The sequence below is a fragment of the Zoogloea sp. GDB6 genome, from assembly GCF_056724105.1.
The window spans coordinates 2,596,216-2,610,925 of record NZ_CM161497.1; the positions used below are offsets into that span (position 1 = coordinate 2,596,216).

Below are 14,710 nucleotides of genomic sequence, written 5' to 3' on the forward strand. Positions count from 1 at the left end.
TTTTGTCTCTGACCAGCCCCTTGGCTGGTCAGAGACAGGTAGTGTTCCCCAACCACGGGAGGCTACGAGCATCGAGTAAACATCTCGGACAATGTTATTTGCCGAGATATCGATTCACACGCCCCGCGGCGATGCGTCCGGGGAGGCCATTTATGCCCCCGCCTGGATGAATGCCTGCACCACCAAGAAAAAGACCTGAGAGCGGTAGCGTGTCCCCGCCGAGTCCGGGGGCTGGGCGCATCAGTGCCGATCGTGTAGTGCAGGTGTCCACATGTACTACGCAACCTCGATGTACGTTGAGCCTTGCGGCCAAGTCGGGGGCAGCCTCGACTCGGCGACCGATCTCGAACTCCGTAAGGCCATCCATGTATTGGCCTGCCTGTTCGATGACCTGCTGCCCCACTTGGCTACGGATCGCACCCCAGCCATCACGTGGCTCCACCGGCATCGCAACCGGATAGAGGTAGGCTACATCCTGTCCTTCTGGCGCTTGACCAGGATCGACGGCGCTGGGCGCGGTGATCCACATATATGGCAGTTTGGGCACTTCGCCCCGGGCGGAACTACGAAAGTTCTCCAGTACAGCCTCGACTGTACCTATCAGGAGTACACACTTGCGCAGACTCAGCCCGTCTGGGCGCAATGCCTCGTGGCGCCGGTATTGGACCTGACCTCGTAATGCTACGTCTACTTTGAGGGGAGATGCACCGTGCCCGTTCGCGGGCGCCAAGGCAATGCGTGTCAGCACACGACGCTCCAACGCTCCGGGAGTAACCATCTCGAGGGCCATCTTGGGGTGGATGGATGCGACAACTGCTTTTGCCTTGATTAGGCTGCCGTCGGGCAGACGGACACCCGTTGCCCGCCCCCCCTCAGCAACGATTTCCTTGACGGGAGTGGCAAGGCGGATTTCTCCGCCAAGCTCTTCAAGGCGAGCTGCGAGGGCATTGGAAAGCGTCTGCATCCCGCCTACGGCTCGACCAAGCCCGAAGCGGTGGATGAAGCCCAGCAAGGCGAAGTAAATTCCGGTTGCTTCGTTCGTGATTGGTCCAGCTGCACCAAGCAACGCGCACATGGCAGACTGGGTAATCGGATGTTCGAAGCGTTCCATGATCGACACGTAGGCTGGGCTGCCGATCAACGCCATGATCTCTGGTTTGAGGTGGCGATTGCGCAGCACGGCTTTGACAGTCTCCCACTTGGCACCTAGGTTCCGCTGGGAAGGATCGACCCGCATCATGGGGATGGCCATATCCATGAAAGCGTCGATCAGCTTCATTAGTGCGAGAAATTCCTTTGCATCATGTTCGGAGAATCGCCGGATTTCTGCAGCTGTCTTGGCCGGGTCGCGCCAGAAGACAAGGGAGTGGCCGTCCGGATGGAGGTAAACATAGCCTGGGGCCATTTCTATCTGACGGAAGCCGTGGCGTTCCAGCTGTAACTCCTGAGGCATCATGGGATGCACCCGCAGGGACATTAGGTCCAGAGCACACGGGTGAATCAGGTGTTGGGGGGCTTCCGGAATCAGATAGCCTGACGAGGCCATGCCTCCGATTTTCTCCCGTCCTTCGATGACGAGCACCTTCCTGCCAGCTCCAGCCAGATAGCACGCCGCGGACAGGCCATTATGACCGCCGCCAACAATCACGACGTCATATTCTTTGTGTGCCTTCACTCTATCTCCTCTTCTTGGCAGTTCTCTTGTTGGGTAACAGCTAGTATCAGCCTGATTTTATTTGATCACAATCTTGATTTGTGTTCATAAATTTAGTTTTACCTTCAGTTAAAAAAATCTTCACTTCAAGATGCAGCGTTGTGCCTAGCAGGGGTGATTGCAATGGTGAACACATTTATAATTAATGTGCAATTAATCGATTTGATTGTGTATAACGGACAGCGCTCAAGGAGAAAGAATGATGCTGACCCATGTCACCCTGGGGACAACCAATCTGGAGCGAGCCGGGGACTTCTACGATTTTGTACTTGAGCCCCTTGGGTTAAAGCGGCTAGTGACACTGGAAAAGGTGCTGGGCTGGGGGACTGATGTTCCCCAGTTGATGGTCCTTTATCCCCGGAATGGTGAGATTGCGACTGCGGGTAATGGTGTGACCGTGGGGCTTAGCGCACCCAATCGGGCTGCCGTCGCAGAATTTCACCGTCGTGCCTTGGCGCTTGGCGCCGTCGACGAGGGGATGCCAGGGCCGCGTACTTTTGCCCCCGACGCATATGCGGCCTACGTGCGCGATCTGGATGGCCACAAGATCGTCGCATCGTGTCGCAAGCTAGGGTGAGCTTGTCGATGATGTCGGAGGGGGCTGCGTTCGGGCTCAAAGTTGCAGAGGGCGACTGCCGCACCTCCGCATCGATCCGACTTGACGCTGCCAAGGCAATGGTGCTTTTAGTTAAGTTTGCCGAGATGGGGAGGCTGGGAAGGAAGGGCCGGAGGAGGCCCATCGCTTACTATCCCCGGCTGTGCATTCCTGTCGTGGATAAGGTCTGCTGATGTGTTCTAGCGACGGGCTGTCTTGCCGGTGATGAGAGCGCTAATCAAGCGCTCGATGCGTCGAGGAAGGTTGTGCTGATCGGGTCCCGCGGGGACTAGTTGCTCGCTTAGCACGTAACGGATGATCAATTCGCAGATTAACTCTCGGTCTAGCTTCACGCCGAGGCGCTCGTCCCATGCATCGAAAACGATGCATAGCACGTCTTGAAAGCGCACGATGGAGTCTTGGAATATACGTTGGAACCAGTTCATTGCGTATTCCGGTGCAACGATCAGTAGGCGTCGGGCGCGGTTATTGCTGATGTAGTCGCTGATGAACTTGATCATTGCGTTGAGACGGGCATCCGGATCCTTGTGGGGCGAGGTTGTCTCGATCAGAGCAGCGTAGAAACGATCGCGCTTGTGTCGTGAAAAGGCATCCAGCAATTCGTCTTGAGAGGCGAAATAGCGGTAGAAGGTGCCCCGGGATATGTCGGCAGCTTTGCATACATCCAGGATCGAGATGCGATCGGCGCCTGACTCCAGAATAATCGCTTCCGTTACTTCCAAGATGGTCTGGATCGTTCCTTCCGAGCGCCGATTGCGACGCGTCTTCCGAATCGGTGCGCTAGCGTCATCAACCTGATCTTCTTCGACGGCCGGGAAGCCAGCCTTTTCTGTGTGTTTCATTGGGTTCTCCCCAGGCATTTTCCTGTTTCGGCGCATGCATACGCCACGAAAGGGACGTGCGAAGCCAGCATGCTAAATTTTGACACTTCTCTGTTTTGTGTTTATATTTTATTCGTGCAGCAACATACAAATACTGACTAGGCGTCGGCTCTGGCGCTGATCACAACAAGGAGACACGGGCATGGCGGGTATGGGAAATCCGGAGACTTGGACCATTGGCGAGCGCGATACTGTCATTGCGGCCCTGGATCGGGCGGTTGCGTCACATCCGGACAGGATTCTGCTTGATTTCGCGGGCGATCTCTACACATATGCCGATGTAGACCGACTGTCCACGCGTCTGGCCCACTCATTGGAGGCCCTAGGTGTACGTCCCGGTGCGACCGTCCTCACCATGCTGGGCAACAACATCGACGCTGTAGTGTGTTGGCTTGCCGTCAATAAGTTGCGTGCGGTCAGTGTGCCGGTCAATACCGCGTTACGGGGAGAGTTTCTGCGTCATCAGATCGCAGACGCCGGTGCTGCTTTGGTGATCTGCGAAGCTGATTTCTTGCCGCGTATTGCGGCTGTTTCGGCCGAGTTACCTGAAATGAAGCGCGTGCTGTACCGAGGGGAGGCGCCTGTCGGTACCGTTAGATGCGCCGTACCTGTAGCGCCTTTGGATGAGTTCCGTGGTCACGACGACACTCCGATCCTGACTAAGCCGGATCCCGCGGATCTTGCCTGCCTGGTCTACACGTCTGGAACCACTGGCCCGTCCAAGGGGTGCATGCTGAGCTACAATTTTATGTGCAATCTTGCCCGCCTTCAATTGCGCGCCGGGCCGGCAACGGCAGACGATGTGACCATCACGCCGCTGCCCCTGTTTCATATGAACGCGCTGTGTGTGGGTATCATCTCCAACATTATGGTGGGTGCCCGCGTGGCGATCGTCGAGCGCTTTTCGGTGTCGAACTTCTGGCCTGAAGTGGAGCGCTCGGGTGCCACCATTGCGTCTATTCTCGGCAGTATGGGTGGGCTACTGGCCCAGGCTCCGGACAGTGATGCCATGAGGCGCTGCTTCGGGCAGATTCACACCGTTCGTGGCAATCCCTTCACCGAGCCGACCAAAGCCATTTGGCGTGAGCGCTTCGGTGCCCGCCAGGTGGGTGGCAATGGCTATGGACTGACCGAAGCTTGTGTTGTGACGTCCCTGCCAGGGGGCGAATATGCTGCCCCCGGATCGTCCGGCAAGCGTGTTCCCGACTTTGATGTGCGCATTGTGGATGAGATGGATCGGGAGCTTCCCGCGAATACTCCTGGGGAGGTGGTGGTCCGGCCTCTACGCCCGGACATCATGTTCCAAGGCTACTGGCGCCGCCCTGAGGACACCCTCAAGGTGATGCGAAACATGTGGTTCCACACCGGTGACATAGGCAAGTTCGACGACGAGGGCTTCTTCTATTTCGTCGATCGCAAGAAGGACTATTTGCGCCGCCGCGGGGAGAACATCTCCAGCTTCGAGATGGAGTCAGCCTTTGCCAAACACCCTGCCATCCTTGAAGTTGCAGTCCATGCAGTGCCATCTGACAAAGGCGAGGACGATGTGAAGGTGACAGCTATCCTGCGCGAGGGTGTAACCCTCAAGGCCGAAGACTTGTTCCTCTGGGCTACCGACGTAGTGCCTTATTATGCTCTGCCACGTTACATCGAGTTTCGCACCAGCATGCCAAAGAATCCTCAAGGGCGGGTGCTCAAGTACCAGCTACGGGATGAGGGCCGCACGCCCGATACCTGGGACTGGGAAGAAACCGATATCAAAGTCGCCAAGCGCTGATTTCCCGCCTCGTCGTATAGTCTGCCGCCGCCGAAAGGCGGCGGTTTCACATCAGGAGAGGGATATGAAACTGGACTCTATGGCGTTTAACGTACAACTCATCAGGGACGAGTCGGGCGGGACTATAGACGGCCTTCCGGGCAGTGCAGGGAGACGGGACGGCCGAAGACCTGGTGGCGCCGCAAGGCGCCACCAGGGTTAGGCGAGTTTGTACTGCAAACGCGGCTCGTCGGCCAGGTCCATGCGTCTGGTGGGTAACGGACACTGACTTGTGTGGCCGGCGGCACGCGGGCTGATTGCCGAGATGACGAAGTCCACAGCGTAGTTTCGCCAGGTTTCCACGTCGGCAGGTGCGTCTGGGTTGAGGCCGGAAAGCACTGACACGAGGTAAGGGCTAGTAAATACGCCGGTAGTCAGCAAGCCCGCTGCAGTGAAGAGCAGGCTTGCATCCACGCCGGGTTTGAAATCACCGTTCTCGGCACCACGCGCCAGGATTACTTTCAGTTTTCGTTCGAGCAAGGGGGCCAGATCGGGGAACCTGGCGTGTGGCGTGGCGTGGCTGCCATGAAAGCGGATGCCTTCCTGGGCCAGGGCTCCGAGGCTGGGATTTACGTGAAACTGGTCGAACATGTGGCCCAAAAAAGCGCGCACGGCTTCAATGGGAGACAGGTGATCCAAGTCCAGAGCCACGAGCCGCGACATTGTGTCGTCAGACGACTCGTCGAGTACGCACGCGAACAATTCTGTTTTGCCCTTGAAGTAGTGATAGATGAGTTGTTTGGTCACGCCTGCGTTTTGGGCAATCACTTCGATGCGGGCATCGGCAAGCCCCTTGATGGCAAACTCCTGCCGTGCAGCACTGACAATACGCCGGATAGTCTCGCGCTTGGCCGGGGCTGTCCTTGCTGCCTGTGTAACGAGGTGATCCTGTTTCATTGTCTTCCTTCCCGTCCGGTGAGGGATTCCCGCCACTTGACTCAGGGTCAAACGAGGCCGGGATCCATTTTCTGTGCAAGAGCTACCATCTCCTTATGTGCACACTTTATATTTTTGTGTACTTAAAAGCCACGAGCGGCCTGCTGTAAGGCCGGAGAATCGGTGGCATCGACATCACGCGATAAGGAGACAAGAAATGGCAAGCCTGCACCGTTCCGAAAAGCTTGAAGCTGCGTTTGCGGCCCTGTCCAGAAATTACCGCGGCTTGGACGTGGACATCTATGCCTTGTGCCAGCAGAGACGCAAGACCGCACCGGTCATGGAGGGGGACTTCATGGCCAGCCTGTCGGTACCCACCCATGCCGGTCAGCGTCACGGCAATCCGACCTATGCGGTCTTCAAGTACAACGATATCAAGGCGATCCTTCAGGACGCGGCCACCTTCACCAGTGGCTTCATTGCCAAGGGCTTGGGTACCTTCTTTGGTGGTGATGGCCTCATCATCATTGCCATGGATGGTGATCAGCATCGGAAAGCTCGAGGCTTGTTGCAGCCAGTCTTTACCCCTCAGAGCGTCAACCCCTGGCGTGCCGAGATCGAGCGATCGATCCGAGAGGAATTCATTGCGCCGCTTGTGCCTAACAAGCACGCTGACTTGATGGACTTTGCCCTGTATTTTCCAATCCGGGTTATCTACGCCCTGATCGGTTTTCCACAGGAGAGCATTGGCGATTTTTACGAATACGCAGCCATGGGCCTGACCATACTTGCCGGCCCCAAGAACGACCCGGCCGAGGAGGAGGCCGCCCGCATGAGTGCGGTGGCTGCCAGCCAGGGGCTGTATGACGCCGTAATTCAATTGGTAGCCCAGCGGCGCGCGGAAGGTGCGACCGGCGAGGACCTTATCAGTCGCTTGATTCGGGCAGCGTTTGAGGATCGCCGCCTTGATGACAAGGAGATCGCCACCTTCGTGCGCTCGCTCGTAGCTGCTGGTGGGGAAACGACGACCCGTACATTCAGCTCGGTCATGACCCTGTTGCTGCAGCGTCCCGAACTCGTGGAGCGCGTCCGTGCTGATCGTAATCTTGTCCCCAAGTTGATCGACGAAGCTATTCGGTATGAACCCACGTCAACCGTCAAGGTCCGACAGGCGGCCCGTGATGTTGAAGTGGGTGGCGTGATGATTCCCAAGGGGGCGCTGGTGCAGTGCGTTATCGCATCCGCCAATCGGGACGAAGACATTTTTGAGAATGCGGATGTCTTTGATATCGATCGCAAGCTCAAACCTTCTTTCACCTTCGGTTACGGGCCGCACACGTGCATCGGGCAGTTCGTTGCCAAGCTGGAACTGGTGGCCGCGGTGAATGCCGTCCTTGATCTTTTTCCCAATGTCCGCCTGGACCCGGACCGGCCCGCCCCCGAGATCCAGGGGGGGCAGTTGCGGGGTGCATCGTCGATCCCGGTAATCTGGGACTGAGCGGGTAAGACGCGATGAGAACCTTCAACACGATTCCTGAACGGGGTGACTTTGCCTGGCAGTGCCTGGTCGGCCCGCAGCGAGTCAGCGGCGAGAGTCTGGCTGATCTGCGGGAACACTTCGGTCTCAAGCTCACCAAGCACATGCCTTTCGGTTGCGTGCGTGACGATGAGGGCCACATCTATGCCGTAGTGCGGGCGGTGAATGCGCCTGGCAGCAGCCCTAACCCGACCAAGTTCATCTACCAGTCGTCACGTCTCGACGGCGAAAGCATTCGCATTGACCGGGTGCACATGACCGCTCAGGCCATGACCCTCTTTCCCGACCGGGCACTGAGAGGTGGCACAGCTGTGTGGTCCAGCCTGGAGGGCGAGCCGGGCAATCCATGGATGATCACCGCTTCGGAAAAGGGTTTCACCTGGAAAGAGGAAGGTCTGTTCGAACTAAAGGGCGCGCTGATCGGCTGCGGCATGCAGTGGTACCTGCCGGGGCTCGATTGGGGCACTTTCTATGTGTCACAGCTCTACGACGTTGCCGGCACCTGCGAGGGTAGGGCGGTGAAGGGCATCATTGCCCTTGATCAAGCCTGGCTGGCTGAAGGCGGTGCCATCCACTTCCATAAGGATCTGGTGGTGGAAAACAAGATGCATGTCATCTGGTGGTCCTTCGCGACCATCTACAAGGATGGCACCTGGGATGCGGGCTCCTTCATGGTCGGCCACGACAACCTGGGCTACGCCATTCTTCAGAATGAGAAGGGTGAGGTGCGCTGCACAACTGCCATTGAGGGTGAGGTCGTGCATAAGCCTGGCAGCTACTTCGTGGAAAGCGCGCACATTGTGCTGGAAGGCGATGAGGTCTGGGAGTTTCTGCCTGATCCAAAGGGGGAGATGCGTGACTTTGTCGGCGGCTTCCCGATTACCGCCCAGCAGGAAGGACGCTGGCGCCGTGTCGGCGATACCCGCGAGCCGGACCGCTGGTTCGGCTGGGGCGAATCCGACCGCCGTAACGGTACTGCCCGCAATGTGCGTGGTTCCGATCTGTAGCCCGAACAGGAGAAAGCCCCATGAGCTCAATTACCCGCGAGGCCATCGAGGCCTTCCTCCATGGCCAAGTGGCTGCCTGGAATGACAATGACAAGGACAGCTTTCTGGCCCATTACCGTGCTGCCGCTCCCGGTGGCCTCACCATCGAATATGTCGGTCACCCGCCAAGCGATGGCTGGTTGGTGCTGGAAAGGATGTGGCAGCAGCAAAACGCGAAGATCGAGATCGAGGAAGTGGCCGTCATCATCAATGGCAATGAGGTTGCGTGTCACAACCGCAACAAGGTCAAGGGTAGCGCCCTGGCTATCGACACCATCGAGTTGTATCGCTTCGATGATGACGGCTGCGTCACCGTTCGCTATTTCATTCGCCAGCCGTGAACATGCCAGAAAGGACCACGGTGGTGCAAATCGACAGACCATTCGTTGAGCATTTCACGCGCGGACAGGTGGCCGCCTGGAACGCCGGGGACAAGACCACATTCATGGGGCTTTACCGGAAGGTAGCACCGGACGGCCTCGACATCGAATACGTCGGTCGGTCCAAGCAGAGGGACGGCTGGTTTGTCATCGAGGAGATGTGGGACAAGCACAACGGTCAGATCCAGCTCAAGGTAGTGACGACCATCATCAACGGTAGTGTAGCTGCGGTACATCATCACAACTGTATTGCTGGTACGGATCAGGTCATCGAGAGCATCGAAACCTATACTTTCACCCCAGGCCGTCTGGCCGTCCGTTACTTCCTCAAGCCGCCTTTGGCGGCAGTGAACGTGGGACAGTTCCGGGGATTTTCTAGTGAGCCGTGATGGGCTAGGGCTCTTGCCAAAGAAGGGCGGTGCTTGAGCGCCGCCTTTTTTATCCAAAATTTAAATATGAACAGAGTTGCGTTTTATGTTTAATTTGTGCATGATATTTCCAGTGAATCGAGGCAACGACGAGTGCCCGGCGGCAGGAGACAAAGTGCAACAGGTCTGACGGAAAGGTTGTTTCCGTGGGGTCGGTGCGCGCGCTCCGGTGGTCGGGTTCGGGTTGCCAAGCCGCTCAATCCGAGAGCGCCCATCCCTGAGAAAGAGGACCGCCGACCATGCTGATCGACCTGCACGCCCACGCCCCGCACCCGGACTACTACGACCAGGACCCTTACTGGGGTCCGGCCTTCGAATCGCAACCCGACGGCGACATCAAGCTGCGCGTGGGGGACTGGATCCTCAGCCTGGGAGCCCCGGAACGGAAGGCGGCGCTGCGCAAGGCCAAGGCGGAAGGGCATGCGCTCAATGTTCAGGAATACATGGCCCGCTGGCGCGATCCGAAGACGCGTCTGGTTGGTATGGATGCGGCAGGACAGAGCGCGCAGGTGGTGTCGGTGCCTTCTCACTGCTACATGTACTGGACTCCGCTGGAGTACGCCTTGCCGTTCTCCCGCAAGGTCAATGATGTGTTGGCCGACTACTGCTCGGGAGCGCCGGATCGTCTGATGTTCTGGGCCCAGGCGCCGCTGCAGAACCCGCAGGAAGCGGCAAAGGAGCTCCGTCGTGCTTGCACCGAGTTGGGTGCCAAGGGCCTGGGGGCCGGGGGTTCCAACTTTGGGGGGCTGGAATTTGATTCTCCCGAGATGGATGTGGTGTGGGAGACCCTGTGCGATCTGGATCTGCCGATGTTCGTGCACGGTTACAACCAGTCGGTGACCTGGGGCAAGAACGCCAACAGCGACCGTTTTGAAACCACCGCCATCGTCGGCATGAACTACGACGAAACCAAGGCCTTCTGGTACCTGGTCAATGGCGGGGTGCTCGACCGTTTCCCCGATCTCAAGGTGTACATCACCCACGGTGGCGGCTTCGTGCCCTACCAACTGGGTCGCCTGGCGCAGACCAACCCGAACCTGGATGTCTATCACAACCAGAAGCCGGTGCTGGAGTACCTGAAGAACTTCTACTTCGATGTGGAACTGCACGAGTTGCCGATGCGCCAGGCGCTGATCGACGTGATCGGGGCGGAGCGGATCCTGTACGGGTCGAACTTCGGGGGCAGCGACGCGGTGCGCCATGACCTGACGGACGGGCTGCGCTTATCGGAGGAGGATCTGCAGAAGATCCGCTGGAAGAATGCGGTGGAGCTGCTGCATCTGGACCCGAGCAAGCTCGTCGAGCTCAACAAACCGGCCACGGTGGTCGCGTGAAGATCGCCCGCTGCATGGAAGGCGGTGCCCCCTTCTGGGCGCTGGTCGATACGGATACCCGTAGCATCCAGCCCCTCGCCGGTGCCTTCGCCGACTGGGGCCCGACCTTGACCCGGGCGATCGCTGCCGGTCAGGCCGAGGCCGGCCGGGCTGCTCTGCCGCTCGCCGGCGAAACCCGGCCGTTGGACACGGTGCGCCTGCTCCCTCCGATTGAGCCAATCAATCGGGTGGTGGTGGCCGGGGCAAACTACGCCAAACATTTGGCCGATGACTTTGGCCTCAAGGCGCCGCCCCAGCCAATTGCCTTCCTGAAGGCCTATGGGGCTCTGATCGGCGCCAACGACCCGATCCGCTATCCGCCCTTGACCAATGAACTCGACCATGAAGTTGAACTCGTGGTTGTAATTGGCTCCACACCCGAGGATGGGGTGGATCCGCTTGCCAGCGTGCTGGGTTACACCGTTGGCAACGACGTGAGCGCCCGCGACTTGCAGCGTAGCGGCCCGGCGGGCATCGGCATGGACCTGTTCGCCGCCAAGAGCCAGGACCGTAGTACTGGCCTCGGCCCCTGGATTGTTACTCGCGACGAGTTTCCGGGCGGAAGTCCGAAGCTACGCCTCACTCTCAAGGTCAATGGCGAGACTCGGCAGGACGGCAACACCGCAGAGATGACCTGGGACGTAGCCCAGCTGGTGGCTTTCGTCCAGGCTCGTTCGAGCTTTGCCAGTGGCGACGTGATGTTTACCGGCTCGCCAGCTGGCGTAGGGCAGGGGACCGGGCGTTTCCTGAACCCAGGCGATGTGGTCGAAGCCAGCGTCGAAGGGATCGGCACGATCAGTAACGTCGTCGGCTCCAAGGCCGCCGCGTAAATAGGAGGTCGGACATGATCAGCCAAGAGCAGCGTGTAGTCGTGGTGGGAGCAGGCCTGATGGGGACGGGCATTGCGCATGCGTTTGCCAGCAGCGGCTTTGCTACGTCGCTGGTGGACAGCAACGTCGAAGCTCTGTCCAAGGCAGAGAAATCGATTCACGGGATTCTTGACGGTGGTGTGAAGCTGGGCAAGCTGGCGCCCGAGCGGGCCGAAGCGGCCAAGGGACGTCTCAGTACCAACGTGAGTCTGAAGGACGCCGCCGAAGGCGCCATGCTCCTCGTTGAGACCGTCTCTGAGAACCTGGCCGTCAAGAAGGCCGTCCTGTCCGAGGGTGCCGCCGTGCTGGCACCGGGGGCCGTCATCGCCACCAACACGTCGGCCTTGTCGGTCACCGAGATCGCCACCGCGGTGCCATCGCCCGAGCGGGTCATCGGCATGCACTTCTTCAACCCGGTGCACAAGATGAAGTTGGTGGAACTGGTGCTGGGCATCGCCACCGACGTCACCACCGTGGCGGTCAGCCGGGCGTGGTGCGAAGCGATCGGCAAGACCTCGATCCTGGTCAACGAATCACCGGGCCTGACCACCAGCCGCATGTCGGCGATGCTCGGCAACGAAGCCATGTGGATGCTGCAGGAAGGCACGGCCAGTGCCGAGGACATCGACACCGCGCTGCGCATGGGTTTCAACCACCCGATGGGTCCGCTGGAGTTGGGGGATCTGACGGGGTGGGACACCCGGCTGTCGGTGCTGCGTTACCTGCACAGCACGCTGGGAGAGAAATTCCGCCCCTGTCCACTGATCATCAAGATGGTGGCCGCTGGCCGCTATGGACGGAAGACGGGACATGGGGTGTACCAGTACGACGAAGCAGGCCAGCGTGTTCCGAACTCCGGTCTCAAGGCGAGCGCGCTATGAGCGCCCTTTACATCGTCGAAGCAGTCCGTACCCCGGTCGGCAAGTACAAGGGCAGCTTGGCCGGCGTGCGCGCCGACCATCTGGGTGCCCATGTCCTGAACGCCCTGCTTGAGCGGGCTGGAATTGCTGCCGAAGCCGTGGATGATGTCATCTTCGGTTGCGTGACGCAGGTCGGGGAGCAGTCCGCCAATATCGCCCGCACAGCCCTGCTCGGGGCTGGCTGGCCGGTGACGATTCCCGGTCTCACGCTCGACCGCAAGTGCGGCTCCGGGGAAGTGGCCGTGCATGTGGCCGCAGGCCTCATCGCATCGGGCAGCGCCGATGTCGTGGTGGCGGGGGGCGCCGAGAACATGAGCCGGGTACGCATGGGGGGCAACCGGGAACTTTACGGCGAAGCCTTCGGCTGGCTGGCCGCCGACAGGTACGAGCTGACCAGCCAGGGCGAAGCGGCTGAACGGGTCGCCGAGAAATGGCAGCTGAGCCGTGAAGCGCTTGACGCCTTCGCGCTCAGGAGCCATCAGAGAGCGGCCGCGGCGGCCGAAGCGGGCTATTTCAAGTCGGAAATCGCCCCGGTGCCGGTCAATGCCCTGAAGGACAAGACCTGGGCCGAACCCACCCTTGAGCAGTTCGGGGCGGATGAAACCATCCGCCCGGGCACGACCGCCGAGAAGCTGGCCACGCTGAAGAGCAGCTTCCGTCCCGAAGGCAGGATGACGGCCGGCAACTCGTCACAGATCTCTGACGGGGCTGCGGTACTGCTGCTCATGTCGGAGGCCGCGGTCAAGCGGTTGGGGGTCAACCCCAAGGCGCGGATCCGCGCCTTTACCACCGTGGGTTCGGACCCGACGCTGATGCTGACGGGCCCGATCGCGGCCACCCGCAAGGTACTGGGACAAGCCGGGCTGAGCCTGGGGGATATCGATCTGTACGAGGTGAACGAAGCCTTTGCGCCGGTGCCGCTGATGTGGCAGCGCGAGCTGGGGGCGGACCTGGAGAAGCTGAATGTGAATGGTGGTGCGATTGCGCTGGGCCATCCGCTGGGGGCCAGTGGCGCGCGGATCATGACCTCGTTGCTGCATGAGCTGGAGCGTCGGCAGGCGCGTTACGGCTTGCAGGCGATCTGCTGTGCCGGGGGAATGGGCACCGCAACCATCATCGAACGACTGTGAACGATGGCCCCACCAGCAGGCAGCATAGTCTCCTGCTGGTGGGGCCCCGCAGGAGAACGTATGCCCCGTATCGATCCCGTCCCCCTCAACGCCCTGCCGCCGTCACTTGCCGAAACGGTGGCCCGTGGGCGTGCCAGCCGCATGCTGAGCTCGAGCCTGCCCGTGCAGGTGTGGGCCCACTGTCCGCAGGTGGCCCAAGCCTGGCTGGTAGTCCTCGAGGAAATGCACTTGAACGGAGTACTGAATGGCCGGCTGAAGGAATTGGTGCGTCTGAAGATCGCATCCATAACAAGCTGCCGTGCCTGCCAGGTTGCCCGCAAGGACGACCGTGTCAGCGAGCTGGATATCGCCTGCTTGTCGGCCGACCACGAACGTTTTTCCGGTCCCGAGCGGGCAGCGCTGCGTTATGCCGAACTGTTCGCCGGTGACTATCTGTCTATCGACGACGCTGTTTATATCGATCTGGCGCGCTGGTTCTCCACACCTCAGATCGTCGAGCTCAACCTGTTTTGCGCACTGATGTTGGCTGGCGGTCGCATGACTTACGTGCAGCAAGCCTATTAGGAGATCCCCATATGAGCATTTACCAAATTCCGGTGCCACGTATCGACGGGACTCCGGCAACCCTTGAGGACTACCGGGGCAAGGTGCTTCTGATCGTCAACGTCGCCTCGGCCTGCGGCCTGACCCCTCAGTACGCCGGGCTCGAAGCCCTGCAGCAGAAGTACCGCTCGCAAGGGCTGGTAGTCCTTGGCTTCCCTTGCAATGACTTTGGTGCTCAGGAGCCTGGCAGCGAGGCCGAGATTCAGAGCTTTTGTGAGAGCCGCTTTCAGGTGAGCTTTCCACTGTTTGCCAAACTCGGCATCAACAGTAAGCGTCATCCGCTCTACGACGCACTGATAGCGGCCATGCCAGCAGCCACGCCGTCAGGCGATGACCAGTTGCGCAGGGTACTGGCCGAGCACGGACTGCTGCCCGTCCGCGGGAGCGATGTGATGTGGAATTTCGAGAAGTTTCTGGTTGGTCGGGATGGGAGTGTTGCGGGGCGTTTCGCCCCAGACATGGCACCGGATCACCCGGCCCTGGTAGCGGCTATCGAGGCCCTGCTGGGCTGAGTTGTTTGA

Annotated in this window: 15 protein-coding genes; 12 read left to right on the plus strand and 3 right to left on the minus strand. The window is 59.7% G+C overall.

The window, feature by feature from the left end:
- Nucleotides 1-94 precede the first annotated feature (94 nt).
- The gene (locus AC1PQG_RS11740; protein WP_481122720.1) at nucleotides 95-1,675 is read right to left on the minus strand and encodes a phytoene desaturase family protein; all 1,581 of its coding nucleotides are present in this window, start codon (nucleotides 1,673-1,675) and stop codon (nucleotides 95-97) included.
- 238 nt (nucleotides 1,676-1,913) lie between these two features.
- Here AC1PQG_RS11740 and AC1PQG_RS11745 point away from each other — a divergent pair, with 238 nt between their 5' ends.
- Nucleotides 1,914-2,291, plus strand: a complete 378-nt coding sequence (locus tag AC1PQG_RS11745) for a VOC family protein (protein WP_481122721.1) — start codon at nucleotides 1,914-1,916, stop codon at nucleotides 2,289-2,291.
- Nucleotides 2,292-2,509: 218 nt separating this feature from the next.
- Here AC1PQG_RS11745 and AC1PQG_RS11750 read toward each other — a convergent pair whose 3' ends face one another.
- A complete protein-coding gene (locus tag AC1PQG_RS11750) occupies nucleotides 2,510-3,172 on the minus strand; it encodes a TetR/AcrR family transcriptional regulator (RefSeq protein WP_481122722.1) in 663 nt (220 codons plus the stop codon).
- Nucleotides 3,173-3,353: 181 nt separating this feature from the next.
- Between AC1PQG_RS11750 and AC1PQG_RS11755 the strand changes: the two genes are divergently transcribed.
- A complete protein-coding gene (locus tag AC1PQG_RS11755) occupies nucleotides 3,354-4,988 on the plus strand; it encodes an ATP-dependent acyl-CoA ligase (RefSeq protein ID WP_481122723.1) in 1,635 nt (544 codons plus the stop codon).
- Between the two features lie 198 nt (nucleotides 4,989-5,186).
- Here the strand turns inward: AC1PQG_RS11755 and AC1PQG_RS11760 are convergent, their stop codons facing one another.
- On the minus strand, nucleotides 5,187-5,924 hold the full coding sequence (locus AC1PQG_RS11760) for a TetR family transcriptional regulator (protein ID WP_481122724.1): 738 nt from the start codon (nucleotides 5,922-5,924) through the stop codon (nucleotides 5,187-5,189).
- A 196-nt stretch (nucleotides 5,925-6,120) separates the two neighbouring features.
- Between AC1PQG_RS11760 and AC1PQG_RS11765 the strand changes: the two genes are divergently transcribed.
- The 10 genes from AC1PQG_RS11765 (at nucleotide 6,121) to AC1PQG_RS11810 (ending at nucleotide 14,701) form a co-directional block, all read left to right on the plus strand.
- A complete protein-coding gene (locus AC1PQG_RS11765; RefSeq protein ID WP_481122725.1) occupies nucleotides 6,121-7,401 on the plus strand; it encodes a cytochrome P450 in 1,281 nt (426 codons plus the stop codon).
- Nucleotides 7,402-7,415: 14 nt separating this feature from the next.
- A complete protein-coding gene (locus AC1PQG_RS11770) occupies nucleotides 7,416-8,447 on the plus strand; it encodes a hypothetical protein (protein ID WP_481122726.1) in 1,032 nt (343 codons plus the stop codon).
- A 20-nt stretch (nucleotides 8,448-8,467) separates the two neighbouring features.
- Nucleotides 8,468-8,827 (plus strand): Cif family virulence factor, encoded by a 360-nt coding sequence (locus AC1PQG_RS11775; protein WP_481122727.1) that lies wholly within the window; start codon nucleotides 8,468-8,470, stop codon nucleotides 8,825-8,827.
- 23 nt (nucleotides 8,828-8,850) lie between these two features.
- Entirely contained in the window at nucleotides 8,851-9,255 is a 405-nt protein-coding gene (locus AC1PQG_RS11780) for a nuclear transport factor 2 family protein (RefSeq protein WP_481122728.1), read from the plus strand.
- Between the two features lie 278 nt (nucleotides 9,256-9,533).
- Nucleotides 9,534-10,628, plus strand: a complete 1,095-nt coding sequence (locus AC1PQG_RS11785; RefSeq protein ID WP_481122729.1) for an amidohydrolase family protein — start codon at nucleotides 9,534-9,536, stop codon at nucleotides 10,626-10,628.
- Nucleotides 10,625-11,497 carry a fumarylacetoacetate hydrolase family protein gene (locus AC1PQG_RS11790; RefSeq protein WP_481122730.1) on the plus strand — a complete coding sequence of 291 codons (873 nt, stop codon included), beginning with the start codon at nucleotides 10,625-10,627 and terminating at the stop codon, nucleotides 11,495-11,497. Before AC1PQG_RS11785 ends, AC1PQG_RS11790 begins: the two co-directional genes overlap by 4 nt.
- Nucleotides 11,498-11,511: 14 nt before the next feature.
- Nucleotides 11,512-12,417, plus strand: coding sequence for a 3-hydroxyacyl-CoA dehydrogenase (locus AC1PQG_RS11795; protein ID WP_481122731.1), 906 nt, complete (start codon nucleotides 11,512-11,514; stop codon nucleotides 12,415-12,417).
- The gene (locus AC1PQG_RS11800; protein WP_481122732.1) at nucleotides 12,414-13,586 is read left to right on the plus strand and encodes a thiolase family protein; all 1,173 of its coding nucleotides are present in this window, start codon (nucleotides 12,414-12,416) and stop codon (nucleotides 13,584-13,586) included. Before AC1PQG_RS11795 ends, AC1PQG_RS11800 begins: the two co-directional genes overlap by 4 nt.
- Before the next feature lie 60 nt (nucleotides 13,587-13,646).
- A complete protein-coding gene (locus AC1PQG_RS11805; RefSeq protein WP_481122733.1) occupies nucleotides 13,647-14,150 on the plus strand; it encodes a carboxymuconolactone decarboxylase family protein in 504 nt (167 codons plus the stop codon).
- A gap of 11 nt (nucleotides 14,151-14,161) precedes the next feature.
- Nucleotides 14,162-14,701 carry a glutathione peroxidase gene (locus tag AC1PQG_RS11810; protein WP_481122734.1) on the plus strand — a complete coding sequence of 180 codons (540 nt, stop codon included), beginning with the start codon at nucleotides 14,162-14,164 and terminating at the stop codon, nucleotides 14,699-14,701.
- The last annotated feature ends 9 nt before the right edge of the window (nucleotides 14,702-14,710 follow it).

Coding starts and splice junctions, on each gene's coding strand:
- AC1PQG_RS11800 (WP_481122732.1), top strand. CDS start 12,414: ATGAGCGCCCTTTACATCGTCGAAGCAGTCCGTACCCCGGTCGGCAAG.
- AC1PQG_RS11745 (WP_481122721.1), top strand. CDS start 1,914: ATGATGCTGACCCATGTCACCCTGGGGACAACCAATCTGGAGCGAGCC.
- AC1PQG_RS11750 (WP_481122722.1), bottom strand. CDS start 3,172: ATGAAACACACAGAAAAGGCTGGCTTCCCGGCCGTCGAAGAAGATCAG.
- AC1PQG_RS11785 (WP_481122729.1), top strand. CDS start 9,534: ATGCTGATCGACCTGCACGCCCACGCCCCGCACCCGGACTACTACGAC.
- AC1PQG_RS11755 (WP_481122723.1), top strand. CDS start 3,354: ATGGCGGGTATGGGAAATCCGGAGACTTGGACCATTGGCGAGCGCGAT.
- AC1PQG_RS11765 (WP_481122725.1), top strand. CDS start 6,121: ATGGCAAGCCTGCACCGTTCCGAAAAGCTTGAAGCTGCGTTTGCGGCC.
- AC1PQG_RS11805 (WP_481122733.1), top strand. CDS start 13,647: ATGCCCCGTATCGATCCCGTCCCCCTCAACGCCCTGCCGCCGTCACTT.
- AC1PQG_RS11810 (WP_481122734.1), top strand. CDS start 14,162: ATGAGCATTTACCAAATTCCGGTGCCACGTATCGACGGGACTCCGGCA.
- AC1PQG_RS11760 (WP_481122724.1), bottom strand. CDS start 5,924: ATGAAACAGGATCACCTCGTTACACAGGCAGCAAGGACAGCCCCGGCC.
- AC1PQG_RS11795 (WP_481122731.1), top strand. CDS start 11,512: ATGATCAGCCAAGAGCAGCGTGTAGTCGTGGTGGGAGCAGGCCTGATG.
- AC1PQG_RS11775 (WP_481122727.1), top strand. CDS start 8,468: ATGAGCTCAATTACCCGCGAGGCCATCGAGGCCTTCCTCCATGGCCAA.
- AC1PQG_RS11770 (WP_481122726.1), top strand. CDS start 7,416: ATGAGAACCTTCAACACGATTCCTGAACGGGGTGACTTTGCCTGGCAG.